Source organism: Nonomuraea bangladeshensis (assembly GCF_039529455.1).
Lineage (GTDB): Bacteria > Actinomycetota > Actinomycetes > Streptosporangiales > Streptosporangiaceae > Nonomuraea > Nonomuraea bangladeshensis.
The window spans coordinates 638,930-662,474 of sequence record NZ_BAAAMV010000005.1; the positions used below are offsets into that span (position 1 = coordinate 638,930).

Here is a 23,545-nt window from a genome sequence, read left to right on the forward strand (position 1 = left end):
ACGTGACGTCGAGCGTAAGCTGTCCTTATGCTCGATCCCCGCAAGCTGCACCTGCTCCGCGAGCTGGCCAGGCGCGGCACCATCGCCGCGGTCGCCGAGGCGGTCACCTTCACGCCGTCGGCCGTCTCGCAGCAGCTCAGCGCGCTCGAACGGGAGGCCGGCGTGCCGCTGCTCGAACGCACGGGCCGCCGGGTTGCCCTCACCCCGGCCGGCCGCCTGCTCGTCGAGCACGCGCAGGCCGTGCTCGAACAGCTCGACCGCGCCTCGGCCGCGCTGGCCGCCGTGCGTGGCGGCCCGTCAGGGCCGCTGCGGATCGGCGCGTTCCCGACCGCCGTCCGCGTCCTGCTGCCGGCCGCGCTGGCGGCGCTCGCCGCCGAGCATCCCGGGTTGGAGCCGATGGTGGCCGAGATCGACCCCGCCGACGTCTCGGCCGCGCTGGGGGCGGGCGAGCTGGACGTGGCCCTCGTCCACGAGTACGACTTCGTCCCGCCCGTCACCGACGACTCCGTGGCCGTCGAGCCGCTGTTCGCCGAGCCCATGTACCTGACGAACCACCCGTCGCCGGCCGCGGCGCGCGAGGAGGCGTGGATCACCGGCAAGCCGGGGACGCTCTGCCACGCCATGGCGGTGCGGGCCTGCCAGGCGGCCGGGTTCGAGCCGCGGGTGCGGCACCACGTGGACGACTTCGACGCGGTGCTCGCCTTCGTGGCCGCCGGTCAGGGGGTGGCGCTCGTCCCGCACCTGGCCGCCGCCGCACCCCCGCCCGGCGTCACGCTCACCCGCCTGCCGCTGGAACGCCGCACCCTCGCCGCCTTCCGCCGCGGCCACGACGACCACCCGGCCGTCCACGCCGCCATCACCGCCTTCCGCGCCGCCACCCCCGCCCTCCCCCCGGTTCGCTGACCCGCCCGGCAGACCCCGCCCTCACCCTGCCCCCAGCTGGCTGAGCCGCCTGGTCAGCGGTCGAGGACGGCGGCGACGAGTGCGTGGGAGCCCGCCGAGTCCTGGTCGTAGTTGCCTCCGGTCACCGCCACCACCAGCTCCTCCTCCGGCTCCACCACGAGGAGCTGCCCGCCGTTCCCTCTGCCCTGGACCCGGCGGCGCTCCTCATCGACCACGTACCACTGGTAGCCGTAGGTGAAGGACCCGTCGATCGGCACCCGCGACCGCAGCGCCTCCCGCAGCCACCCCTCGGGGACGATCCCGCGCCCGCCGTCGAGCACGAGCTGCCCGACAGCCGCCAGGTCCACCGGCCGCAGCCGCAGCCCGGCGGCGGCCGACGCGACCCCGTCGCCGCCCTTCGTCCACGTGAAGTCCGTGATGCCGAGCGGCCCGAACAGCGCCTCGGCGGCGTACTCCTCGACCGGCCGCCCCGTCCCCCTCGCGATGATCCCGCCGAGCAGGGCGGTCGCGCCGCCGCAGTAGCGCCACCGCTTGCCCGCCTCCTCGACGACCGGCCGCTCCAGCACGTACCGGTAGCGGTCGGGGGCCAGCTCCATGCCGATCTCGTCGTTGAGCGGGCTGGTGTAGGGGGCGTCCTCGTTCCAGTCGAGACCGAGCGTCATGGTCAGCGCGTGCTCGATCGTCAGGTGCGCCTTGCCGGGGTCCTCCGCCAGGTCCGGGTACTCGGGGAACTGCGCCATGAGCCCCGCCCCCGGCTCCGGCACGAGCCCGTCGCCGAGCGCGATGCCGTACAGCAGGGCCACCACGCTCTTGCTGACCGACCGCAGGTCGTGCAGGGTGTCCCGGTCGAACGTGACGTGCCCGAGCGGCTCACCCAGCCGGTGGTCCGGCCCCGCGCCGTACCGCTCCAGGACGACCTCCCCGCCGCGCATCACCACCAGCCCGTGGAACCCGGGCACCCGCCCGTCCCGCAGCACCGCCTCGACCCGCTCGTCCATCCCCATGCTCTCCTCCTCCACAAAGTAGGACCGCTTCTTACCAAGAGACAGTCTTACTTTGTGCCCGCCGAGGCCGGTGGGCCGAGTTCGGTCAGGGCGGCCCGCCAGGGGTCGGGGTCGGCGTCGTCCGGTGGGGGGAGGACGCGGACGCCGTCCGCGCGCAGGTCCGCGACCGCGCGCCGGAACGGCAGCCGGGAGGCGAGGGCCGCGTTGACGAAGGGCAGCACGACGACGGGGATGCCGAGCCCCGGCGCCTCGGCCAGCACCCCCAGCGCGTACGTGTCCGCCACCCCCAGCGCGAGCTTGTTGACCGTGTTGTACGTCGCCGGCGCCACGACCATGGCGTCCGCCCGCGGCGGCTTCGGCTCGGACGGCTTGCGGTAGCGGCTGCGTACCGGCCGCCCGGTCCGCGCCTCCAGCGCCGGGACGTCGATGAAGTCGAGCGCCGCCGGAGTGGCGACGACCTGCACGGTCCAGCCGAGCTCCTGCGCGCCGGCGACGAGCCGGGCGACGTCGCCGGCCGCCTGGGCGGCGCAGACGACGACGTACAGCACCTTGCCCGGCGACCCGATCACCTCGCCAGCATCGCACGCCCCCCGGCGGTCACGCGGACTGGGTCCCGGCGGCCGAGAGCGGGGCCGCGATGTCCTCCAGGCCCTTGCGTTCGGCCTTGACCCCGAGGAACAGCTCCACCAGGCCGCCGGCGATCATCACGAGCGCGCCGATGACGAACGCGAGCGCCGTGTCACCCGGCACGCCGCTCTCCACGAGCGAGGAGAAGACCAGCGGGCCCGCGATGCCGCCCGCCGCGGTGCCGATCGCGAAGAAGAACGCGATGGCCATGGCCCTGGTCTCCATCGGGAAGATCTCGCTCACGGTCAGATAGGCCGAGCTGGCCCCGGCCGAGGCCACGAACAGCACCGCGCACCAGCACGCGGTCAGCGTCACCGCGCTCAGCGCGCCCTGGTTGAACAGCCAGGCGGTGCCGAGCAGCAGCACTCCCGAGCCGATGTAGGTGGCCGAGATCATCGGCACCCGCCCCACGGTGTCGAAGAGGTGGCCGAGCAGCAGCGGGCCGAGGAAGTTGCCGACCGCGATGACCGCGAAGTAGTAGCCGGTGTGCGTCTCGATGCCGTAGAAGGTGGACAGGATCTGCGCGTACCCGAAGGTGATCGCGTTGTAGAGGAACGCCTGGCCGATGAAGAGCGACAGGCCGAGCACGGTGCGCTTGGGGTAGAGCGCCACCATGGTGTGCGCGATCCGGACGAAGCCGATCGACTTGCGCTGGTGGATGGTCATCGACCGGGAGGGCTCCGGCAGGTCGCCGCCGATCTGCCGCTCGACGTCGTCGACGATCTCCTCCGCCTCCTGGCCGCGCCCGTGGATGAACAGCCAGCGCGGGCTCTCGGGGACGTGCCTGCGCACCAGCAGGATGGCGAGGCCGAGCACCACGCCGAGGCCGAACGCCACCCGCCAGCCGATGTTGACCGGCAGGTCGTTGAGCAGCGGCACGGTCAGCAGCGCGCCGCCCGCCGCGCCGAGCCAGTAGCTGCCGTTGATGATGATGTCGATGCGGCCCCGGTGCCTGCTCGGGATCAGCTCGTCGATGGCCGAGTTGATGGCCGCGTACTCGCCGCCGATGCCGAAGCCCGTCATGAACCGGAACAGGAAGAACCACCAGGCGTTGAACGAGAACGCCGTCATCAGCGTCGCCGCCAGGTAGACCAGCAGCGTGATGAGGAACAGCTTCTTGCGGCCGAACTTGTCGGTCAGCCAGCCGAAGAACAGCGCACCCGAGCAGGCCCCCGCGACGTAGAGCGCGGCGGCCGTGCCCGCGACCTGGGCCTGCGTGATGTCGATGCCGCTGCCCGGCTTCGCGAGCTGGGCCGACAGGTTTCCGACGATGGTGACTTCGAGCCCGTCGAGGATCCAGACGGTGCCGAGCCCTATGACGATCATCCAGTGCCAGCGGGACCAGGGGAGCCGGTCCAGTCTGGCGGGCACCTTGGTGGTGACGGTGCCGACCTCCACGTCGCTCATTAAATACCTCCGAGGAGACCCCTGCCTTCAGGCGGGAGAGGGATTGGACTCCTTCCCTGCTGTGCAGGAGTAGGCGGTAAGCCGTCAGGCGGACCGCCGTCTTTCCGGATCGGCCGGTGCGCGACTGATCTCGCACATACCATCGACAGGTGGCGCAGCTTGTGAAGCGGGCCTACAAGTACCGCTTCTACCCGACCCCCGAACAGGCCGAACAGCTTGTCCGGACGTTCGGCTGCGTGCGCCTGGTCTACAACAAGGCTCTGGAGGAGCGGACCCGCGCCTACAGGCTGGAAGGCCGGGGCGTCTCCTATGGCGAGTCGTCGGCGACGCTGACCGCATGGAAGAAGACGCCGGAGCTGGCGTTCTTGTGTGAGGTGTCGTCGGTGCCGTTGCAGCAGGCGCTGCGGCATTTGCAGGCGGCGTTCGCCAGCTTCTTCGCCCGCCGCGCGAAGTATCCGACGTTCAAGAGCAAGAAGAGGTCGCGGGCGTCGGCGGAGTACACCCGTTCGGCGTTCCGCTGGCGTGACGGGAGGCTCACCCTGGCCAAGATGGGCGCGCCGCTGGACATCGTGTGGTCGCGCCCGCTGCCCGAGGGAGCCGAGCCGTCCACGGTCACCGTGAGCCGGGACCCGGCCGGGCGGTGGTTCGTGTCCCTCCTGGTGGAGGAGAAGATCGCGGCCTTGCCGCCGGTCGAGCAGTCGACGGGCCTGGACGCGGGCCTGACCGCGCTGCTCACGCTGTCGTGCGGCGAGCAGATCGCCAACCCGCGTCACGAGCGGCGTGAGCGGCGCAGGCTGGCCAAGGCGCAGCGGGCGCTGGCCCGCAAACAGAAGGGGTCGAAGAACCGGGCCAAGGCCCGGCTGAAGGTGGCACGGGTGCACGCCCGGATCGCCGACCGCAGGCGCGACTACCTGCACAAGGTCACCACCCGGCTGGTACGCGACAATCAAGTGATCGCCGTGGAAGACCTGGCCGTCAGCAACCTGCTCAAGAACCATGCCCTGGCCCGCGCCATCTCCGATGCCGGCTGGCGGGAGCTGCGGCGCATGCTGGAGTACAAGACGGACTGGTACCGCCGCACGCTGGCGGTGGCAGACCGCTTCTTTCCCTCCTCCAAGTTGTGCTCGGTCTGCGGGGTGCTGCGGGAAGAGATGCCGCTGAGCGTCCGGGTGTGGGTCTGTGCGTGCGGTGCGGTTCATGATCGGGAGGTGAACGCGGCGCAGAACTTGCTGCTCGCCGCCGGGCTGGCGGAGAGCTGAAACGCCTGTGGAGCTGGTGTAAGACCTCAACGGGAGTCCTCCTCCCGGGCGGGCGACCGGCGATGAAACAGGAAGACCGACCGGCGACGGTCGGAATCCCCCTCGTTCACAAGGGGGAGGATGTCAAAAGGGCATCTCGTTACCCGCGCCGCGAAACAACGTTCTAGGCGGGCTTCCTGGCCTCCACGATGCCGGTGCCGAACCACGGTCCGCCGTACCAGAACCGCCACCCGGCGTCGCGCCGGCGCACGTCCACGACGCCGAGGTCACGCAGGGTCTCCTCGTACGCGGGCGTGTGCTGGAAGTCGGCGAGCAGCAGCAGCCCGCCGGGCCGCAGCACCCGGTACGCCTCCCGCACCGCCCGCGCCCGCCCCTCGGCGTCCGGGATGTTGTGCACCGCCTGGCTGGAGACGACCACGTCGAACGCCGCGTCGCCGAAGGGCAGGTCGCGCAGGTCGCCGGTGACCAGTTCGACGCGGTCGGAGACGCCTTCGGCCTCGGCGTTGGCGCGGGTGCGCGCCTCGGCGTTGCCCGACTGGTCCGCCGAGCGCCACAGGTCGACGCCGGTGGCTCGGCCCGCGGGCAGCCGCTCGGCGGCCATGAGCAGCACCGCGCCGCGACCGCAGCCGAGGTCGAGCAGGCGCTCGTCGCCCTTCAGCCGGCGCAGCTCCTCGGCCCAGACCGCGAACTTGCCGCGCCGGGTGGTGTAGAGGTAGCTGGCCGCGCTGGCCAGCGTGTAGAGCCCGCCGAGGAGGAAGGCGAGCCCCGCGAGGAGGATGTCGAGGGCGTACGAGACCGCCGCGAGAGCCACCAGCACGATCGCTCCGAGGAGCAACCCGGTCAGGGCCCACGGCGCGTCGATGCCATAACTGCCGTGTCGCTTGCTCACACTCACGTTATATCGCAAGATGCGGAATTGGCGATGACTTGACGGGACCCTTCCCTTTCGCACCGGCAATCACGCACATCCCCTTCCTAGGGTGGCCGGGATGGATAAACAGCGGGGATTCGGCCTCGGCGCCAGCATCGCGTTGACGCTGGCCTCGGCCATGTTGTGGGGAGTCGCGCACCTGGCCGCCGAGCGGCGCAGGGCCGGGTTCGCGCTCATGGCGGCGCACGTTCTCACGCTGGCCGCGATCCTCGTCCTGTTCACCGGCTTCAGCACCCGCCTGCTCTCGCTGGCCGTCCAGCCCCGCTGGCTGACCTGGCTCACCACCGGGCTGGTGGTGCTCGCGCTGGCCTGGACGCTCGTGATCGTCTGGTCGTTCGTCCTGGTCCGCCCGCCGCGCGGGGACCTCGTCGGCCGGGTGCTCAGCACGTCGCTGACCATCGCGCTCTGCGCGCTCGTGCTCGGGCCGGCCGTCTACGCCACCCGCCTCGCCCACGTCTCGCGCGACGTCATGGACAGCCTGTTCCCGGCCGCCGGCAGCTCCCCCGTCATGTCGCAGGACCCGTGGAACGGCGCCCAGCGGGTCAACTTCCTGCTGCTCGGCGCGGACGCCGCCCCCGGCCGGCCCGGGGTGCGCACCGACAGCGTGACCGTGGCCAGCGTGGACACCCGGACCGGCGCGACCACGCTGCTCGGCCTGCCGCGCAACCTCCAGCGGGTGCCGCTGCCCAAGGGCCCGGCGCGCGACCGCTTCCCCTACGGCTTCAGCGGCACCGACCCCGAGACGCCCGGCCTGCTCAACGAGATCTTCCAGTACGCCGAGGACCACCCCGAGATGGTGCCGGGCGTCGGGCGCGGCCGGCGCGGCCCGGCCCTGATGAAGGAGACCGTCGGCGGCATCCTCGGCCTCCAGGTGCCCTACTACGCGATGGTGGACATGGCGGGCTTCGCCGAGATCATCGACGCCATGGGCGGCGTCGAGGTCACGGTCAAGGAGCCCATCGTGTACGGCCGCTACCGCGAGGGCCTGCTGCCCGCCGGCACCCGCAGGCTGACAGGCCAGCAGGCCCTGTGGTTCGGCCGCTCGCGCACCGACAGCGACGACTACGTCCGCATGGGCCGCCAGAAGTGCCTGCTCAACGCGGTGGCCAAGCAGGCCGACCCGCTGACCGTGCTCAACAGCTTCGAGCGCCTGGCGGCGGCCACCAAGCGGGCGATCTCCACCGACCTGCCGCAGGACCTGCTGCCGGCCGTCATCGAGCTGTCCCAGAAGGTCAAGGATCACAAGATCCACAGCCTCAGCTTCGTCCCGCCGCTCATCAGCACGGTCTATCCGGACTGGTCGCTGATCCGCCACAAGGTGTCCGAGGCCCTGGACGAGCCGCGTTGGCCCAGGTCGGACCAGGCGTCCACGCCCCGGCGCAGCCCCGAGGACGCGATCAACCTCGACGCCGTCTGCCAGTAGTCCCCATATTCCTACTTGACGTATAGGGAACTATGCCTTTTGATACTCGCATAGCCGACTTATTAAGTAGGAATAGAGGGCTGGGCATGAACGCTCGCAGGGTGCTGGCCGCACTGGCGCTGATCGCACTCGCCGGGACGACGGCCGCGTGCGGGAGCGACACCGCGGGCGCCGGCGACAGCGGCGGCAGCGGGGCCGCCGCCACCGAGGTGCGCCTCGGCTTCTTCCCGAACATCACCCACGCCACCGCGCTGGTGGGCGTCGAGAAGGGCCTCTACGCGAAGGACCTGGGCGTCCCGGTCAAGACCAGCACGTTCAACGCCGGCCCCGCCGCGATCGAGGCGCTGTTCTCCGGCGCGATCGACGCCACCTACATCGGTCCGAACCCGGCGATCAACGCCTGGCAGAAGTCGAAGGGCCAGGCCATCAAGATCGTCGCCGGCGCCGCGTCCGGCGGCGTCTTCCTGGTCGTCAAGCCGGGGATCGACAGCGTCGAGGACCTCAAGGGCAAGAAGATCGCCACACCGCAGCTCGGTAACACCCAGGACGTGGCGCTGCGCTACTGGCTCACCAGCAAGGGGATCAAGACCGACACCAAGGGCGGCGGCGAGGTCCACATCGTGCCGCAGGAGAACTCCCAGACCCTCCAGACCTTCGCCACCGGCGACATCGACGGCGCGTGGGTGCCCGAGCCGTTCGCCAGCCGCCTGGTCCTGGAGAGCGGCGGCAAGATCCTGCTGGACGAGCGCGACCTCTGGCCGAACAAGGAGTTCGTGATCACCCACCTGATCGTCAGGCAGGAGTGGGCCAAGCAGCACCCCGACCTGGTCAAGAAGCTGCTCCAGGCGCACGTCGAGGCCAACAAGCTCATCGCCGACGACCCCGACGGCGCGGCCCAGACCGCCAACGCCGCCATCGAGAAGCTCACCCAGAAGCCGCTCAAGCCCGAGGTGCTGAAGAGCGCCTTCAAGAACATCACCTTCACCAACGACCCGATCGCCTCCTCGCTCACCCTCAGCGCCAAGCACGCCGAGGAGGTCGGGCTGCTCGAACCGGTGGACCTCAACGGCATCTACGACCTGGGCCCGCTCAACGAGATCCTGGCGGCGGCCGGCCAGTCGGCCGTCGCGGACAAGTGAGGTGAGATGAGCACCGCCCAGCTCGGCGCCGGCCCCGGCACGGACGCGGCCGTCCGCCTGGAGTCCGTCTCCAAGACCTACGGCCACGGCAGGAACGCCCTGCTCGCGCTCGACCAGGTGTCCCTCGACGTGCGCCCCGGCGAGTTCGTCTGCATCCTCGGCGCCTCCGGCTGCGGCAAGAGCACGCTGCTGTCGCTGGTCGCCGGGCTCGACCGGCCGAGCGCCGGGCAGATCTCCACGAACGGCCACAAGGTCGCGATGATGTTCCAGGACCCGGCGCTGTTCCCGTGGCTGACCGTCGCGGCCAACGTCGAGCTGGCCTTCCGCGCCGACGGCGTGGGCAAGGCCGAGCGCAAGGCCAGGGCCGCGGAGTTCCTGGAGCTGGTGCACCTCGGCGGCTTCGGCCGCAAGCGCCCGCACGAGCTGTCGGGCGGCATGCGCCAGCGGGTGGCGCTCGCCCGCGCGCTCGCGCAGTCCTCGTCCTCCTCGGAGGGCTCGGCGGTGCTGCTCATGGACGAGCCGTTCGGCGCGCTCGACGCCATGACCCGCGACCTGCTCCACGACGAGCTGGAGCGGATCTGGCGGGAGCGGTCGCTGTCGGTGCTGTTCGTCACCCACAACGTCCGCGAGGCCGTCCGGCTCGGCGACCGGGTCGTGCTGCTGAGCAGCCGGCCCGGCCGGGTGGCGGAGGAGTTCCCCGTCGAGCTGGAGCGGCCGCGCCGCACCGACTCCGCCGAGGTCGCCACGCTCGCCGCGACGATCACCGACCGGCTGAAGGAAGAGGTCGCCCGGCATGGCCGTTGACACGCAGCACGCCCGCCGGATCGCCGGGCTCGACGCGCTGGAGCTGGGCGGCGAGCGGCGGGCCGGGCTCGCCGCCCGGCTGTGGGCGCGCCTGTGGCCGATGCTCACCGCCGTGGCGCTGGTGCTGGTGGCCTGGCAGCTCGTCGTGATGAGCGGGCGCTGGCCCGAGTACGTCTTCGCCGGCCCGGTCGAGACCTTCGGGGCGATGTGGGAGCGCTTCGGCGAGGCCGACTTCTACCGGGCCGTCGCCACCACCATGCGGCGGGCGTTCACCGGGTTCGCGCTGGCGGTGCTGGTCGGCCTGGTGATCGGGGCGGCGGTGTCGCGGGTGAAGGTGCTGCGGGCGGCGTTCGGCGCGCTCATCACCGGGCTGCAGACGATGCCGTCGATCGCCTGGTTCCCGTTCGCGATCCTGCTGTTCGGGCTGACGGAGAGCGCGATCACGTTCGTGGTGATCCTGGGGGCGGCGCCGTCCATCGCCAACGGGCTGATCACCGGCGTGGACTACACGCCGCCGCTGCTGCTGCGGGCCGGGCACGTGCTCGGGTTCCGGCGGCTCAGCCTCTACCGGCACGTCATCCTGCCCGCGTCGCTGCCGTCGTTCCTCGCGGGGCTGAAGCAGGGGTGGGCCTTCGCCTGGCGCTCGCTGATGGCGGGCGAGCTGATGGTGATCATCGCTTACCAGTCCTCGCTGGGCGAGCAGCTCGCCTACGCCCGCGAGGTGTCCGACTCGCCCGGCCTGATCGGCACGATGATCGTCATCCTGTCCATCGGCATCGTCATCGACCTGCTCTTCGAGGCGGCCGACGGGGCACTGCGCCGCCGCTGGGGCCTCGACCAAAGGTGATGCGGCTCTCCGCGAGAACCGACTACGCGCTGCGGGCGGTCAGCGAGCTGGCCGCCGCGCCTCCCGGCCCGGTGCCGGCCGAGCGCATCGCCGCGGCGCAGCAGATCCCCCGCCGCTTCCTCGACAACATCCTGCTCCAGCTGCGGCGGGCCGGGCTCATCCACAGCATGCGCGGGCCCGAGGGCGGCTACTGGCTGGCCCGGCCGGCGGAGGAGATCACGCTGGCCGACGTCATCGTGGTGATCGAGGGGCGGCCGGAGTTCCAGGGGCACGGGGGCTATCCCGGGGCGGCCGGGCCGCTGGCCGCCGTGTGGGCGGCGCTGCGCGAGCACGAGGACCGGCTGCTCGCCGAGACCACCTTCGCGCAGATCGTGGCCGGTCGCTGACGCGCCTCTCCGGCGAATTCCCCGCTCACGGGGTTCAGGTGTGGCATGATGCTGCCGACGGAATGACAACGATTTTCATCCTCACCTGGAGTCCCCGTGAGAGTGGCCTTCGTCGGCAAGGGCGGCAGCGGCAAGACGACGATGTCGGCGCTGTTCGCCAGGCACCTGGCCCAGCAGGGCGCGCCGGTGGTCGCCATCGACGCCGACATCAACCAGCACCTGGCCCTCGTCCTCGGCCTCGACCGCCAGCCCGAGCCGCTCGGCGAGCACCTGACCGAGATCAAGGAGCGCCTGCGCGGCGACAACCCGCGCATCCCGTCGGCCGCCGAGATGATCAAGACCACGCCGCCGGGCCGCGGCTCTCGCCTGCTGAGCTTCGACGACCTCGCCGCCGACCCCTACGGGCTCACCACCCCCGACGGCGTCCGGCTGCTCGCGGCCGGCGCGTTCAACGCCGACGACCTCGGCGTGGCCTGCTACCACTCCAAGATCGGCGCGGTGGAGCTGCTGCTCAACCACCTGGTCGACGGCCCCGGCGAGTACGTCGTCGTCGACATGACCGCCGGCGCCGACTCCTTCGCCTCGGGCCTGTTCACCCGCTTCGACCTGACCTTCCTCGTCGCCGAGCCCACCCGTCAGGGCGTGAGCGTCTACCGCCAATACCTGGAGCACGCGGCCGCGTACGACGTAGCCGTCGCGGTCGTGGGCAACAAGGTCCACGGCCCCGAGGACGTCGCGTTCCTGCGCGCGCACGCGGGCGACGACCTGCTCGGCTGGATGGAGCACTCCCCCGCCGTCCGCGCGATGGAGCAGGGCCGCCACTTCGCCCTCGACGACCTGGAGCCGGCCAACGCCGACGCGCTCAGCCTGCTGCGCAAGAGCGTGGACGAGCGCGAGAAGGACTGGGCGCGCTTCGGCCGCCAGACCGTCGAGTTCCACCTGCGCAACGCGCGGGCGTGGGCCGACGAACGGCTCGGGCGCGACCTCGCCGAGCAGGTCGATCCCGACTTCGTCTATGGCCCGTGACGACCATGAACCTGTGCCTGCCAGGCATCTGGAGAGTCACCATTTTTCAACCTAGCGTCATTGATGACCCATTCGAGAGGAGAAATCAGCATGTCGCTGACCGTTCCGAACGACCTGCTCGACCAGGCCAGGACCGGTGAGATCGACGACGCGGCCTTCGTCGCGTGCGTACGCGACTCCCTGCCCTACGCGTGGTCGCTGATCAGCGAGCTGGTCAAGCAGCGCGAGCACAGCGGCGCCGAGTTCGCCGACAACCAGGTGCCGCCGCCGTCCGAGGAGGCCCGCGGCCAGCTCCTGCGCTGTCTGGCGAGCGACGCCATGCGCGGCGCGCTGGAGCGTCACTTCGGGGTGCGGCTGGCCTTCCAGAACTGCCACCGGGTCGCCGTCTTCGACCCCGCGGCCACGGGGGCCCTGGCCGAGTTCGTCACCCCGAGGGCACAGATCCTCAACCAGGAACCGGAGCTGGTGGACTGCTGAGGCCACCGGCCGGCGAGCCGGGTCCGCCCGGCTCGCCACGCAGCAGCGGCAGCACCTCGGCCCCGAACCTCCGCACGTTCTCCAGCGTCCTCCGGTGCTCGCCGATGCCCTCCACCAGCAGGATGACGTGCTCGATCCCGGTGCGGTCCGCGGTGCGCAGGATCGACTCGGCGCAGTGCTCGGGCGAGCCCACCGGGTGGATGCGGGTGAGCAGGTCCACGTACGCGCCGACGTCCCGCGACGGGCGCGGCCGGCCGTCCACCGGCCGGTAGCCCGCGAGGCCGGGGCCGAGCCAGCGGGGCATCGACTCCTTGAGCTCGCGCACCGCCCGCGCGGTGGAGTCGGCGACGTGCCCCACGGCCGCCGCCACGTGCCGGACGGCGACCCCGGGAGCCCGCTTCTCGTACGCGGCGACCGCGGCGGCCTTCTCCTCGTCGCCGACGTGCAGGCCGAGCAGCATCGGCAGGCCGCGCGCGGCGGCCAGCGCCACGGTCGCCGGTGACGTGCAGGCGACCAGCGGGCGGAGGGGGGCGCGCGGCACCGTACGCACCTCGCGGAAGCGGAAGAACTCCCCGTCGGCGGCCACCCGCTCGGCCGACAGCGCGGCGAGCAGCAGGTCGAGCGACTCGGCGAAGCCCCGCTCGTAGCGTTCCAGCCCCGTGCCGAACACCTCCAGGTCCACCCAGGGCCCGCCCCGGCCCACGCCCAGCGTGAAGCGCCCGCCGGACAGGTGGTGCAGCATCGCGGCCTGCTCGGCCAGCGCCACCGGGTGCTGCGTGGACAGCACGCTCACCGCCGTGCCGAGCCCGATGCGCGTGGTGCGGCCGGCGGCGACGGCCATCAGCGTGGTCGCCGACGGGCAGACGCCGTACGACATGAAGTGGTGCTCGGCCACCCAGGCGTCGTCGAAGCCCGCCTCCTCTGCCGCCACGACCAGCTCGACCGCGTCGGCCAGCACCTGCCCGGCCTCCCTGCCGGGGAACTGCGCGGCGACGACGAAGATGCCTGTGCGCACGCTCCCGATGATGACCGATCGGCCGGAGCGGGCCCAGCCCCGATCAGCCGAAGAGCGCGGCCTGGCCCTCGCCGGCCAGCGGGTCGCGATGCCGCTTGAGGTGCCGCCAGCGCGGCAGGTCGTCCAGGTAGGACCAGGACAGCCGGTGGTGCGGGGTGGGGCCGAGGCGGGCCAGGGCCTCCTGGTGGAGCGGCGAGGGGTAGCCGGCGTTGTCGGCGAAGCCGTAGTCGTCGCAGCCGAGCGTCGCCATGTGGGCGTCGCGCCGCACCTTGGCCAGCACCGACGCCGCCGCCACCGACACGCTGGCCGCGTCGCCCTTCACCTCCAGCCGCACCGGCCAGGGAGCGCCGATGTAGTCGTGCTTGCCGTCGAGGATCACCGCGTCGGGGCGGACCGGCAGCGCCTCCAGGGCGCGGCGGGCGGCCCGGCGCAGCGCCTCGGTCATGCCGAGCGTGTCGATCTCCTCGTGCGTGGCCTCGCCGAAGCCGACCCCGGCCGCCCAGGCGGCCAGCTCGGCGGCGAGCGGCCCGCGCCTGGCGGGGGTGAGCTGCTTGGAGTCGGTCAGCCCCGCCGGGGGCTCGGACAGGTCGGTGACGACCGCGCAGACGGTGACCGGGCCCGCCCACGCGCCCCGGCCCACCTCGTCCACGCCCGCGACCGTGCGGACGCTCGGCTGGGCGAGCAGGAGCTGCTCGATGTCGTACGTCGGCGCCATGGCAGCAGACGCTACCGCTCATTCCCCGAGCGGACTGCCGAGATGGCTGTCGAGGAAACCGCCGGCCGGCGCGTCGCCGGGCTTCGGCCGCTCGGCCGCCCGCACCGGCTCCAGGTCGGCCGAGATGTAGCGGGCGGCCACGTGGATCGCCCGCAGCGTCACCGACACCGACGGCCGGTGCACGCTGGAGCCCCGGGCCACCGCGTGCACGTCGCGGCCGACGGGATTGCCGGGGATCGGCCGTACGGCCAGCCCGCGCACGCCCCCCGCGAGCGCGAGCGCCGGCACGGCCGCGATGCCGATGCCCTTGGCGACCAGCGACAGGATGGTGGTCAGCCCCTCGAACTCCCACGGCGTCGGCCGGATGCCGCCCACGTCCACCAGCAGCCGGTCCACCGCCAGGCGGGACGGCTCGCCGTCGGGCGTCGCCATCCACGGCTCGTCGCGCAGCTCCCGCAGGTCGAGCGGCACGTCAGGGTCGGCCAGGCGGTGCTTGCGCGGCACCACCAGGACCAGCGGGTCGCGCAGCAGCGGGAAGACGCGCAGGCTGTCGCTGTCGTGGACCCGGCCGTACCAGTCGTCCACGAGCGCGATGTCCACCTCGCCGGAACGCACCTCGCGCATGCCGCGCCCGGAGCGGGCCTGGCCGAGCCGCAGGGTCAGGCCGGTGTGCCGGCGCAGCGAGCGGGCCAGCGCGGGCGCGAAGGCCACCGCCGCCGTGGGGAACGCGGTCACCACGACCCGCCCGGACGGGGTGCCGGCGTGCGCCGACAGGTCGGACTCGGCCTCCTCGACCATGGACAGGATGCGCTCGGCGTGGAGGACCAGCCGACGGCCCGCGTCGGTGAGCTCGGCGCTGCGCGCGGTGCGGTCGATGAGCGCGGTGCCCGCCTCGCGTTCGAGCGCCTGGAGCTGCTGCGAGACGGCGGAGGGGCTGTAGCCGAGCGCGGCGGCGGCGGCCGCGATGCTGCCCCGGCGAGCGAACTCGCAAATCAGGACCAACCGCCGCAATTCGAGCATCAGACTTCCTTACGCCCACCCACGAAAAGCCTCGCTTGTGGTGATGCCTTCATCCAATCACGCTGGGAACGTGACAGCCATGACGGTTACCCTGTCCGCCACCCTGGCGGCCAACGAGGACATCGAACGAAGACGGCGCGCCGGGGAACGCGTGCTCCACCTGGCCTTCGGCGAGGCCGGGCTGCCCGTCCACCCGGCGCTGCGCGACCGGCTGGCCGCCGCCTCCGAGCACAACGGCTACGGGCCGGTCGCCGGCGCGGCCGGGCTGCGGGAGTCGGCGGCGGGCTACTGGGACCGGCGCGGGCTCCCCACCGACCCCGAGCTGGTCGTCTGCGGACCGGGCAGCAAGTCCCTGCTGTACGGCCTGCTGCTCGCGATCGGCGGCGACATCGTGCTGCCCATGCCGAGCTGGGTCAGCTACGCCGCGCAGGCCGACCTCGTCGGGTCCCGTCCCGTCCTCGTGCCGGCGCCGCCCGGAGAGGGCGGCGTGCCCGACCCCGATCGCGTGGCCGCCGAGGTGCGCGCCGCCCGCGCCGCGGGCCGGACCGTCAGCTCCGTGCTGGTCACGCTGCCGGACAACCCCACCGGCCGGCTGGCCTCGCCGGGATGCGTCGCCCGACTCGTGGAGGTGGCGCGGGAGCTCGACCTGACGATCATCTCGGACGAGATCTACCGCGACCTGGTGCACGATCCGGCGCTCCCCTACACCTCGCCGGCCGACCTCGCCCCCGAGCGCACGGTGATCACGACGGGGCTGAGCAAGAGCCTGGCACTCGGCGGCTGGCGGATCGGGGTGGTCAGGCTCCCCACGGGCGCGCACGCGCTGCGCGGGAAGCTGCTGGCCGTGGCGAGCGAGATCTGGTCGGCGCCGGCCGCTCCCGTGCAGGAGGCCGCGGCCTACGCCTTCGGCGAGCCGGAGGAGCTGGTGGAGCGGGTGGCGCTCAGCCGCCGGCTGCACGGCACGCTCGCGCGGGCGGTGCACGCGTGCTTCACGGCCGTCGGCGCGCGGGTGCCGGAGCCGCAGGGCGGCTTCTACCTCTACCCCGATCTCGGGCACCTCGGGGTGGGCGGCTCGGCCGAGCTCACCAAGGTGCTGCTGGAGGAGCACGGCATCGGCGTGCTGCCGGGGCACGCCTTCGGCGACGACCCGGCCGCGGCCCGCGTACGGGTGGCCGTCAGCCTGCTCTACGGCGCCTCGCCCGAGCAGCGCATGACCGCTCTGACCAGCGAAGAACCGCTCCGGCTGCCCTGGATCGCGGACAGTCTCGACCATCTTTCCCGCGGCCTCGCGAGCCTCGCGCTCCGCCGTGCGTGAACCGGGCCGGACCGACGGCTCGCCGCCATGTCACGGTTAGGCGAATTTCTGCCCAAGAGCCGGTTGAACGTCCCCCAAAAGGGGCCTCTGACCTGCGAAAACGACCCACTCGCGGAAACCCGGGAAAGATCTTCCTGGCGGCATGGTCACACACACCCCGTGCACCCTTCATCATGTGCACATGCCCGCTCTTGTCACCTTGTCCGGGCGCCTCGTGCGCCTGGAGCCTCTCAGCCTCGCGGTGGTCGATGACCTCGTCGCCGCGGCGAGTGAAGACCGTGCCACGTACGCCTTCACTCGGGTCCCGGACGGCCGGGACGAGATGGTCTCCTATGTGGAGGCCGCCATGGCTGAGCAGGCGGAGGGCCGCACGCTGCCCTTCGCCATCCGGTGGCTGAACACCGACCGCGTGGTCGGTGCCACCCGTCTCATGCACCTGGAGTATTGGCAGGGCCCCATGCCCTGGCCTCCGGGTACGCGCGGCGCGGTGGGCGACATCCCGTCCGTGGCGGACATCGGTTACACCTGGCTGGGCGCGAGCGCCCAGGGCACGGGTGTCAACCGGGAGAGCAAGTTCCTCATGCTCTCGCACGCCTTCGAGACCTGGGACGTCCACCGCATCACTCTCAAAGCAGACGTACGCAACACCAAATCCCGGGCCGCCATCGAGGCCCTCGGCGCACACTTCGACGGTGTGCGGCGAGCGGACAGCCGAGGCGCCGACAACACGGTCCGAGATACCGCGTTCTACTCGATCCTGAACTCCGAATGGCCGCTCGTCCGCGAGCGTCTGCTCAGCCGGATGGGACTGTTCGAGGCAGCCTGAGTCTCCGTTCACCTCGGCCCCGCCCACACGAATGGGCGGGGCCTGTATTTTTCGGCCCCGCCGTCGCTCTGCATGAAGGCGTACTGAATCTAGGTGACGATCGTCCCTCGATCTATCATTTGGTCACAAAACGTTCCATTGGCTGGGAGACAGACGGCATGGCTGGTCAGAGCGGTGAAGGCGGCCTGTGGTTCGCCGTGCTCGGTCCTGTCCGCGCGTGGCGGGACGGCCGGGAGCTCGACCTGGGCACCCCACTCCAGCGGTCCATCCTCGGGATGCTGCTGCTGCGCGAGGGCCGCGCGATCTCGCCCAACGAGATGATCGACGCCGTGTGGGGCGAGGACGCGCCGCCGCGGGCCCTCGGCGCGCTGCGCACCTACGTCTCCAGGCTCCGCACCGTGCTCGAACCCGACCGGGTCGCCCGCTCCCGCCCCGAGCTGCTGACCTCCATCGGCCGCGGCTACGCGCTGCGGCTGCCCGACGACGCCCTCGACCTGACCCGCTTCGAGCGCCGCATCGCCGAGGCCGAGACCGCGCGCAGGTCCGGCCGGCCGCGCGAGGCCGCCGACCTCCTGCGCGCCGCGCTCGCCCTGTTCGAGGGCGAGCCGCTGGCCGGCACCGTCGGCCCGTACGCCGAGCACCAGCGCGACCGCCTCGCCGAGCGCCGCCTCAGCGTCGTCGAGACCCTCATGGACGTCGACCTGGAGCTAGGCGACCACGCCTCGGTCGTCTCCGAGCTGATCGCGCTCACCGCCGACCACCCGCTGCGCGAACGGCTGCGCGCCCAGCTCATGCTGGCCCTCTACCGGTGCGGCCGGCAGGGCGACGCGCTCAACGTCTTCACCGAGACCCGCGAGGCGCTGATCGACGAGCTGGGCATCGAGCCCGGCCCCGAGCTGACCGCGCTCCACCAGCGCATCCTCACCGCCGACCCCACGCTCACCCCGCCTCCGGCCCCCGCCGAGGAGCCCGTGATCGAGCCCGCCGCGCCGGGAAGGCCCGCCGGGTCCGGGAGGCCCGCCGACGGGCCGGCCGAGGAGCCTCAGCCCGCCGAGGAGGAGCCGTACGCGGCCCCCGAGCTGCCGAGGCCCGCCCAGCTCCCCGCCGCGGTCACCGACTTCACCGGCCGCAAGGAGCAGGCCGCCCGGCTGCGCTCGCTGCTGTCCACCGCCTCCGCCGAGGGCCTGCCCTTGGTGGCGATCTCCGGCATCGGCGGCGTCGGCAAGACCACGCTCGCCGTGCACGTCGCCCACCAGGTGGAGGAGGTCTTCCCCGACGGCCAGCTCTACGCCGACCTGCGCGGCTACGGCGACGGCGCCACGGCGCCGGAGTCCGCGCTCGGCGGCTTCCTGCGCGCGCTCGGCATCCCGCCCGACGTCATCCCCGACGGCCTCGCCGAGCGCTCGGCGCTCTACCGCTCGCTCCTCGCCGAGCGGCGCGTCCTGGTGCTGCTCGACAACGCCCGCGACGCCGAGCAGGTCAGCCCGCTGCTGCCCGGCTCCCCCGGCTGCGCCGCGATCGTGACGAGCCGGGTCAAGCTGGCCGACCTGCCGGCCGCCCGGCTCGTGGACCTCGACGTGATGGAGCCGGACGAGGCCCTGTCGCTGTTCGCCGCCGTCGCCGGGCCCGAGCGCGTGGCCGCCGAGCACGGCGCGGCCATGGACGTCGTCGCCGCCTGCGGGTTCCTGCCGCTCGCGGTGCGCATCGTGGCCGCCCGCCTGGCCGCCCGCCCGTCCTGGACGGTCGCCTCGCTGGCGCCCCGCCTGGCCGACGAGCAGCGCCGGCTCGACGAGATGCGCGTCGGCAACCTGGCCGTGGAGGCCACCTTCGCGCTCGGCTACGGCCAGCTCGCGCCCGAGCAGGCCCGCGCGTTCCGGCTGCTGTCGCTGCCCAGCGGGCCCGACATCTCCTCGGAGGCCGCGGCGGCGGTGCTGGCGCTGCCCGCGTACGAGACCGAGGCGCTGCTGGAGTCGCTGGTGGACGCCAGCCTCCTGGAGGCCCCCGGCCCCGGCCGCTACCGCTACCACGACCTGCTCAGGCTGTTCGCCCGCCGCGAGCTGAACAAGGCCGAGCGGCCCGAGGCGCTCGCCCTCGCGCTCGGCCGGCTGCTCGGCTTCTACCTCGCCTCCGCCCAGTCGGCGCACCGGCTGGCCTACGAGGGCAGCGCGATCGCCGACAACCTGGTGGTGGTCGGCACCGGCCGTACGTTCACCACGGTCGACGAGGCCGTGGCGTGGCTGATCGCCGAGGGCGACTCGCTGTTCGCCGCCATCGGCCAGACCGCCGCCTCCGCCCGCTCCGGCGAGCAGCTGCTGCCCGCCGGCGACCTGCTGGTCGCGATGGAGCCGCTGCTGGAGTCCGGCACCCACACCCGCGAGTTCGACCAGGGCACCAGGGCCGTGCTGGCCGCCGCGCTGCGGATCGGCGACCCCGGCAGCGAGCTGCGCTCCCGCTACGTGCTCGGCAGGGTGCTGTTCGCCGCCAACCGGCTGCGCGAGGCCGAGGAGCAGTTCAGGCGCGTGCGCGAGCTGTCGGCCGAACGCGCCGAGAAGGTCGTCACCGGCGAGGTGCTCAACGCCCTGGCCGTGGTCGTCGGCAGGCAGCGCAGGCACGCCGAGGCGCTGGCGCTGTTCGAGGCGGCCATGACCTGGTATCGCGAGAACGGCGTGCCCGCCGGCGAGGCGCTGGTGCTCAGCTACTCCGCCCGCGACCACCTGGGCCTCGGCCGGCCCGACGACGCCATCGCGGCGGCCGAGAAGGGCCTGGCCATCTTCACCGAGATGGGCAGCGGCGCCGGCACCGCCCGCGCCCGCTACCACCTCGGCATCGTGCTGTCGCGCGTGGGCCGCCTCACCGAGGCCGTCCACCACCACGCCGAGTGCCTGGCCTTCTTCCGTGCCAGCAAGCAGCGGGTCTGGGAGCAGCGGGTGTGCTCACGCCTGGCGGAGACGTTCATCGCCGCCGAGCGTTATCCGGAGGCCGTCCGCCACGCCGAGCAGGCCCTCGTCGTCTCCCGCGACATCGGCCACCCCTACGGCGAGGCGCTGTCGCTGACCGTGCTCGGCAAGGCCCTGCGCGGGCTCGGCGACCTCTCCAGGAGCCTCGCCTGCCTCCGGCAGGCGTACGACGTCTTCTCCCGGCTCGGCGCCCCCGAGGCCGGCGATCTCAAGGTCCTGCTGGACGGCGTGCCCCACGGCGCCGTCGTCGAGACCTGAGTACAGCTCGTCGTCCAGACGTGTCATCCACACATGGTTGATCAAGGCTGTCCTCGGCATTCACGATCGGCGCTCGTGATCGGCTGATGAGCAGCCCGGCCGGTCATCCTCACCGCCGCGCTTCGCCAGGGGGCCCGGTCATCCGGATGCTCCACGCGACGGCCAGCCGCCTCACTGCCGAACGACCGGCCGGACCCGACACGGCCCTCGAACCCCCCAGGTCCGTGTCGTAGGTCACAGTCTTCACTCCGGGAGTTGACGTCCGATCAACGCCGGATCAAAGCAGGAAATAGCCCTCCGCGATGAGCGGCCGGATCGCGTCGGCGTCCGGCATCTCGCCCTCCCCGACCAGCTCGGCGATCACGTTGAGCAGCGGGCCGAGTGCGAGGTCGCCGTCGCACACCCCGGCCAGCGCGGCCTCCACCGTGCCGACCTCCCTGCTGCGCCGCAGCCCCTGCGTCTGGCGCAGCACGATGCGGATCGGGTCCTCCGCGCCGGGCAGGCCGACGCGCTCGTCGAGCAGGCCGACGGCGGTGCGCAGCCGGGCCGCGCCGAGATCGCCCGCCCGGTGGGCGGCGGCGATCGAGTCGAGCACGTCGTCGACGTAGTCGCCGACCGGGAGCACCACCTGGTGGTCCAGGTGCTCGACGCGGACGACCGGGTCGAGGGTGCCGGACGCCCGCATGGTGATCCAGCCGAAGCCGATGCCCTCGACCTTGTGCTCGTCGAACCAGGACAGCCAGCGGTCGTAGAGCTCGGTGTAGCGGGGGGTGCCCTGCCGGGCGGCGTCGCGCAGCCACAGTTCGACGTACTCGGCCGGGTCCTGGACGTCGCGCTGCACCACCCAGCCGTCGCAGCCGGTCTCGCGCAGCCAGCCGCCCACCCGCTCGTGCCAGTCCTCGCCCTCGACGTGCAGCCAGTTGGCCAGGAAGTGGGCCTGGCCGCCGGGGTTGAGGTGGTCGGGCGTGCGGCGGACCAGCTCGCGGCAGAAGGCGTCGCCGGCCTCGCCCGACTCGCGGTAGGTCAGCTTCCCCTCGCCGACGGGCGCGATGACGAACGGGGGATTGCTCACGACCAGGTCGAACCGCTCGCCCTCGACCGGGTCGTACGCAGAGCCCTCCCGCGTCTCCACGCCTTCGACGCCGGACAGCTCCCAGCTCAGCCGGGCCAGCTCCAGTGCGCGCGGGTTGAGGTCGGTGGCGACCACGCGCTCGGCCCGCCCGGCCAGGTGCAGCACCTGGACGCCGCAGCCGGTGCCGAGGTCGAGCGCGCTGCCCACCGGGCGGCGGGTGACGAGCTGGGCCAGGTTGGCCGAGGCCCCGCCGGCCCCCACGACGTGGTCGGGCCGCAGCGGCGGGTCGCCCGGCCGCACCTTGCGGTCGGAGACGAGGTAGCCGCCGGTCTCCCAGGGCTGCAGGTGGACCGTCGCCCGCACCTCGCCGTCGCCGGCCTCCTCGACCAGGCCCGAGTCCAGGACCTCCGGGCCGAGCGCCGCGGCGGGCACGGGCACCCCGAGCCACCACAGCCTGATCAGCGTCGCCAGGGGGTCGCCGGCGGCGGTCGCCCGCAGGGCGGGCACCAGCTCCTCGCGGGCCAGGGCCGAGGCGGCCATGCTGCCGAGTCGTTCGCGTACGCCGTCGATCGTGTAGTCGGTTCGGAGGAGGAGTTGGCGCAGTCGTTCCACCCACCCATCCTTTCACCGTGGACGCTCGCACATGATCTGCCACCGACAGTGCCCATACTGTTACACAAGTACCCAAGTGAACTGCAAGCCACAGGTAAGCGCGACGGGGTATCTCTATGGAGGCAAGGAACGACTCTTAGGAGTGGGTCTCATGCTGATCCCCTGTTTGGCCTGCGAGTCCCGCTTCGGGCCCGACGAGTACTTCAACGCCTGCTCCGACTACAACCGCGGCCTCGACCTGGTGTCCTGGACGTGCCCCCACTGCGGCAACCGCGACGACCTGCGGGTGCTGCCGGGCGAGCTCGGCTTCGGCTATCCGCACCGCGGGCGGTTCGCCGTGCACGACCGGGTGCGGGTGCCCGGGCTGCGCCGGCAGCGGGGCGAGCTGCGGCTGGACATCTCCTTGGAGCGGTCCAGCTGGCGGGTCCACACCCGGCTGCGCCAGCCCGCCTGAAGGAGGTCAGACCGCCTGAGGGAGATCAGCCGCCTGAAGGAGGTCAGGCCGGCCGGGCGATCGGCACGGCCGGCCGCGTGTCGCCGCGCAGCACCCGCTCGATGTCGGCGACCAGCGCCTCGGCCAGTTCCTCCCGCGTCTCCCCGGTGGCCTCGCCGAGCCGGGGCGTCAGCACCACGTTCGGCAGCTCGATCAGCGGATGCGACGGATCCAGCCACTCCCCCTCGAAGTGGTCGAGCCCGGCGCCGCCCACCTGCCCCCGGCGCAGCGCCTCGACCAGGGCCGTCAGGTCGTGGAGCGCGCCGCGCGAGGTGTTGAGATAGATCGCGCCGGGCCGCATCGCGCCGAACTCGGCGTAGCCGAACATGCCGCGCGTCTCGGCGGTCAGCGGCAGGTGCAGCGAGATCACGTCGGACTCGGCGAGCAGCGCGGCGAACGTGTGGGTGGCCTCGGCGACACCGGGATCGCAGGCGATCACCCGCATGCCGAGCCCCTCGCACCGCCAGCGCATGGCCTCGCCGACCCGGCCGAGCCCGACGATGCCGAGCGTGCGCCCGGTGAGCCGGCGCCCGCGGTGGCGCTGGGCGGGCGGCACCTTGCCGCGGTAGGCGCGGCCCCTGCGCACCTCGCTGTCGGCGGTGACGATGTGCCTGCTGACCGCGAACATCAGCGCCAGCGTCAGCTCGGCCACCGCGTCGGCGTCGCGGTCGCCGGCGTGCAGGACGGGCACCCCGCGCTCGGCGGCGAGGTCGAGATCGACGCTGGTCGGCGGGCCCATGACGGCCACGACGTCGAGATCGAGGTCGAGGACCGAGGCGCCGACCTGGTCCCCGTCGGTGACGAGCACGGTGGCGCCGGTCTCCACGACGAGATCGGCCAGCCGCTCGTCGGTGAAGCCGAGGTCCGGGCGCGCGGGAGCCTCGGTCAGCTCGGCCACCTCGGCCAGGCGGGCGAGCGCGCTCTCCGGCAAGACGGGCAGCACCAGAGCCCGAGGTCGTCTCACAAGCAGCACGATAACACCACGAACCGTGCTCAAATCATCGCTCCCCGTGCAGAGGACTACACGCG

The 23,545-nt window shown here is 72.6% G+C and carries 21 protein-coding genes and 1 pseudogene; 13 read left to right on the forward strand and 9 right to left on the reverse strand.

Annotated elements, in window-relative coordinates:
• Positions 1–27 precede the first annotated feature (27 nt).
• Positions 28–903: a LysR family transcriptional regulator gene (locus ABD292_RS18860; RefSeq protein ID WP_344208843.1), complete on the forward strand. Its 876-nt coding sequence runs from the start codon at positions 28–30 to the stop codon at positions 901–903.
• Positions 904–956: 53 nt separating this feature from the next.
• Here the strand turns inward: ABD292_RS18860 and ABD292_RS18865 are convergent, their stop codons facing one another.
• From ABD292_RS18865 to ABD292_RS18875, 3 genes are read right to left on the reverse strand one after another with little or no spacing between them, the layout of a single operon-like run.
• Positions 957–1,907 carry a serine hydrolase domain-containing protein gene (locus ABD292_RS18865; RefSeq protein ID WP_344208845.1) on the reverse strand — a complete coding sequence of 317 codons (951 nt, stop codon included), beginning with the start codon at positions 1,905–1,907 and terminating at the stop codon, positions 957–959.
• A 47-nt stretch (positions 1,908–1,954) separates the two neighbouring features.
• Positions 1,955–2,476 (reverse strand): flavoprotein, encoded by a 522-nt coding sequence (locus tag ABD292_RS18870; protein WP_344208847.1) that lies wholly within the window; start codon positions 2,474–2,476, stop codon positions 1,955–1,957.
• Between the two features lie 28 nt (positions 2,477–2,504).
• The gene (locus ABD292_RS18875; RefSeq protein ID WP_344208849.1) at positions 2,505–3,941 is read right to left on the reverse strand and encodes an MFS transporter; all 1,437 of its coding nucleotides are present in this window, start codon (positions 3,939–3,941) and stop codon (positions 2,505–2,507) included.
• Between the two features lie 149 nt (positions 3,942–4,090).
• Here ABD292_RS18875 and ABD292_RS18880 point away from each other — a divergent pair.
• Positions 4,091–5,367, forward strand: a pseudogene (locus tag ABD292_RS18880) (RNA-guided endonuclease InsQ/TnpB family protein).
• On the opposite strand, the gene ABD292_RS18885 reads toward ABD292_RS18880, so the two are convergent.
• Positions 5,364–6,089 (reverse strand): class I SAM-dependent methyltransferase, encoded by a 726-nt coding sequence (locus ABD292_RS18885; RefSeq protein WP_344208851.1) that lies wholly within the window; start codon positions 6,087–6,089, stop codon positions 5,364–5,366. The pseudogene ABD292_RS18880 and the gene ABD292_RS18885 sit on opposite strands and share 4 nt — an antisense overlap.
• A 100-nt stretch (positions 6,090–6,189) precedes the next feature.
• Between ABD292_RS18885 and ABD292_RS18890 the strand changes: the two genes are divergently transcribed.
• From ABD292_RS18890 to ABD292_RS18920, 7 genes are all read left to right on the forward strand, one after another.
• On the forward strand, positions 6,190–7,554 hold the full coding sequence (locus ABD292_RS18890) for an LCP family protein (protein WP_344208853.1): 1,365 nt from the start codon (positions 6,190–6,192) through the stop codon (positions 7,552–7,554).
• 86 nt (positions 7,555–7,640) lie between these two features.
• Positions 7,641–8,693, forward strand: coding sequence for an ABC transporter substrate-binding protein (locus ABD292_RS18895; protein ID WP_344208855.1), 1,053 nt, complete (start codon positions 7,641–7,643; stop codon positions 8,691–8,693).
• A 6-nt stretch (positions 8,694–8,699) separates the two neighbouring features.
• Entirely contained in the window at positions 8,700–9,497 is a 798-nt protein-coding gene (locus tag ABD292_RS18900; protein WP_344208857.1) for an ABC transporter ATP-binding protein, read from the forward strand.
• Complete coding sequence (locus tag ABD292_RS18905; protein ID WP_344208859.1) at positions 9,487–10,344, forward strand: ABC transporter permease; 858 nt, start codon at positions 9,487–9,489, stop codon at positions 10,342–10,344. Before ABD292_RS18900 ends, ABD292_RS18905 begins: the two co-directional genes overlap by 11 nt.
• On the forward strand, positions 10,344–10,730 hold the full coding sequence (locus ABD292_RS18910) for an RrF2 family transcriptional regulator (RefSeq protein WP_344208861.1): 387 nt from the start codon (positions 10,344–10,346) through the stop codon (positions 10,728–10,730). The genes ABD292_RS18905 and ABD292_RS18910 overlap by 1 nt, the downstream gene beginning before the upstream one ends.
• Positions 10,731–10,826: 96 nt before the next feature.
• Entirely contained in the window at positions 10,827–11,756 is a 930-nt protein-coding gene (locus ABD292_RS18915) for an ATP-binding protein (protein WP_344208863.1), read from the forward strand.
• Between the two features lie 90 nt (positions 11,757–11,846).
• Positions 11,847–12,233 carry an SCO5389 family protein gene (locus ABD292_RS18920; protein ID WP_344208865.1) on the forward strand — a complete coding sequence of 129 codons (387 nt, stop codon included), beginning with the start codon at positions 11,847–11,849 and terminating at the stop codon, positions 12,231–12,233.
• Here the strand turns inward: ABD292_RS18920 and ABD292_RS18925 are convergent.
• Genes ABD292_RS18925 through ABD292_RS18935 form a run of 3 tightly spaced genes read right to left on the reverse strand, consistent with a single transcriptional unit; the run spans position 12,202 to position 14,983 of the window.
• Positions 12,202–13,248 (reverse strand): LLM class flavin-dependent oxidoreductase, encoded by a 1,047-nt coding sequence (locus ABD292_RS18925; RefSeq protein WP_344208867.1) that lies wholly within the window; start codon positions 13,246–13,248, stop codon positions 12,202–12,204. The genes ABD292_RS18920 and ABD292_RS18925 overlap by 32 nt on opposite strands.
• 43 nt (positions 13,249–13,291) lie before the next feature.
• On the reverse strand, positions 13,292–13,963 hold the full coding sequence (locus ABD292_RS18930; RefSeq protein ID WP_344208869.1) for a ribonuclease HII: 672 nt from the start codon (positions 13,961–13,963) through the stop codon (positions 13,292–13,294).
• A gap of 18 nt (positions 13,964–13,981) precedes the next feature.
• Entirely contained in the window at positions 13,982–14,983 is a 1,002-nt protein-coding gene (locus tag ABD292_RS18935) for a LysR family transcriptional regulator (RefSeq protein WP_344208871.1), read from the reverse strand.
• A gap of 79 nt (positions 14,984–15,062) precedes the next feature.
• Between ABD292_RS18935 and ABD292_RS18940 the strand changes: the two genes are divergently transcribed.
• From ABD292_RS18940 to ABD292_RS18950, 3 genes are all read left to right on the forward strand, one after another.
• Positions 15,063–16,298 carry a pyridoxal phosphate-dependent aminotransferase gene (locus ABD292_RS18940; RefSeq protein WP_344208872.1) on the forward strand — a complete coding sequence of 412 codons (1,236 nt, stop codon included), beginning with the start codon at positions 15,063–15,065 and terminating at the stop codon, positions 16,296–16,298.
• Between the two features lie 181 nt (positions 16,299–16,479).
• Positions 16,480–17,124 carry a GNAT family N-acetyltransferase gene (locus ABD292_RS18945; protein WP_329587668.1) on the forward strand — a complete coding sequence of 215 codons (645 nt, stop codon included), beginning with the start codon at positions 16,480–16,482 and terminating at the stop codon, positions 17,122–17,124.
• Positions 17,125–17,282: 158 nt separating this feature from the next.
• On the forward strand, positions 17,283–20,339 hold the full coding sequence (locus ABD292_RS18950) for an AfsR/SARP family transcriptional regulator (RefSeq protein WP_344208874.1): 3,057 nt from the start codon (positions 17,283–17,285) through the stop codon (positions 20,337–20,339).
• 277 nt (positions 20,340–20,616) lie between these two features.
• On the opposite strand, the gene ABD292_RS18955 is transcribed toward ABD292_RS18950, so the two are convergent.
• Positions 20,617–22,023, reverse strand: coding sequence for a DUF7059 domain-containing protein (locus tag ABD292_RS18955; RefSeq protein ID WP_344208876.1), 1,407 nt, complete (start codon positions 22,021–22,023; stop codon positions 20,617–20,619).
• 151 nt (positions 22,024–22,174) lie between these two features.
• Here ABD292_RS18955 and ABD292_RS18960 point away from each other — a divergent pair, with 151 nt between their 5' ends.
• Complete coding sequence (locus ABD292_RS18960; RefSeq protein WP_344208878.1) at positions 22,175–22,477, forward strand: hypothetical protein; 303 nt, start codon at positions 22,175–22,177, stop codon at positions 22,475–22,477.
• Positions 22,478–22,520: 43 nt separating this feature from the next.
• Here ABD292_RS18960 and ABD292_RS18965 read toward each other — a convergent pair whose 3' ends face one another.
• Positions 22,521–23,480 (reverse strand): 2-hydroxyacid dehydrogenase, encoded by a 960-nt coding sequence (locus tag ABD292_RS18965; RefSeq protein WP_344208880.1) that lies wholly within the window; start codon positions 23,478–23,480, stop codon positions 22,521–22,523.
• Between the last annotated feature and the right edge of the window lie 65 nt (positions 23,481–23,545).

What these genes read in the sequence shown, in the direction of transcription:
- ABD292_RS18935 (WP_344208871.1), bottom strand. Translation starts at nt 14,983, where the DNA reads ATGCTCGAATTGCGGCGGTTGGTCCTGATTTGCGAGTTCGCTCGCCGG.
- ABD292_RS18895 (WP_344208855.1), top strand. Translation starts at nt 7,641, where the DNA reads ATGAACGCTCGCAGGGTGCTGGCCGCACTGGCGCTGATCGCACTCGCC.
- ABD292_RS18890 (WP_344208853.1), top strand. Translation starts at nt 6,190, where the DNA reads ATGGATAAACAGCGGGGATTCGGCCTCGGCGCCAGCATCGCGTTGACG.
- ABD292_RS18905 (WP_344208859.1), top strand. Translation starts at nt 9,487, where the DNA reads ATGGCCGTTGACACGCAGCACGCCCGCCGGATCGCCGGGCTCGACGCG.
- ABD292_RS18930 (WP_344208869.1), bottom strand. Translation starts at nt 13,963, where the DNA reads ATGGCGCCGACGTACGACATCGAGCAGCTCCTGCTCGCCCAGCCGAGC.
- ABD292_RS18945 (WP_329587668.1), top strand. Translation starts at nt 16,480, where the DNA reads ATGCCCGCTCTTGTCACCTTGTCCGGGCGCCTCGTGCGCCTGGAGCCT.
- ABD292_RS18865 (WP_344208845.1), bottom strand. Translation starts at nt 1,907, where the DNA reads ATGGGGATGGACGAGCGGGTCGAGGCGGTGCTGCGGGACGGGCGGGTG.
- ABD292_RS18960 (WP_344208878.1), top strand. Translation starts at nt 22,175, where the DNA reads ATGCTGATCCCCTGTTTGGCCTGCGAGTCCCGCTTCGGGCCCGACGAG.
- ABD292_RS18910 (WP_344208861.1), top strand. Translation starts at nt 10,344, where the DNA reads ATGCGGCTCTCCGCGAGAACCGACTACGCGCTGCGGGCGGTCAGCGAG.
- ABD292_RS18920 (WP_344208865.1), top strand. Translation starts at nt 11,847, where the DNA reads ATGTCGCTGACCGTTCCGAACGACCTGCTCGACCAGGCCAGGACCGGT.
- ABD292_RS18940 (WP_344208872.1), top strand. Translation starts at nt 15,063, where the DNA reads ATGACGGTTACCCTGTCCGCCACCCTGGCGGCCAACGAGGACATCGAA.
- ABD292_RS18950 (WP_344208874.1), top strand. Translation starts at nt 17,283, where the DNA reads ATGGCTGGTCAGAGCGGTGAAGGCGGCCTGTGGTTCGCCGTGCTCGGT.
- ABD292_RS18900 (WP_344208857.1), top strand. Translation starts at nt 8,700, where the DNA reads ATGAGCACCGCCCAGCTCGGCGCCGGCCCCGGCACGGACGCGGCCGTC.
- ABD292_RS18875 (WP_344208849.1), bottom strand. Translation starts at nt 3,941, where the DNA reads ATGAGCGACGTGGAGGTCGGCACCGTCACCACCAAGGTGCCCGCCAGA.
- ABD292_RS18860 (WP_344208843.1), top strand. Translation starts at nt 28, where the DNA reads ATGCTCGATCCCCGCAAGCTGCACCTGCTCCGCGAGCTGGCCAGGCGC.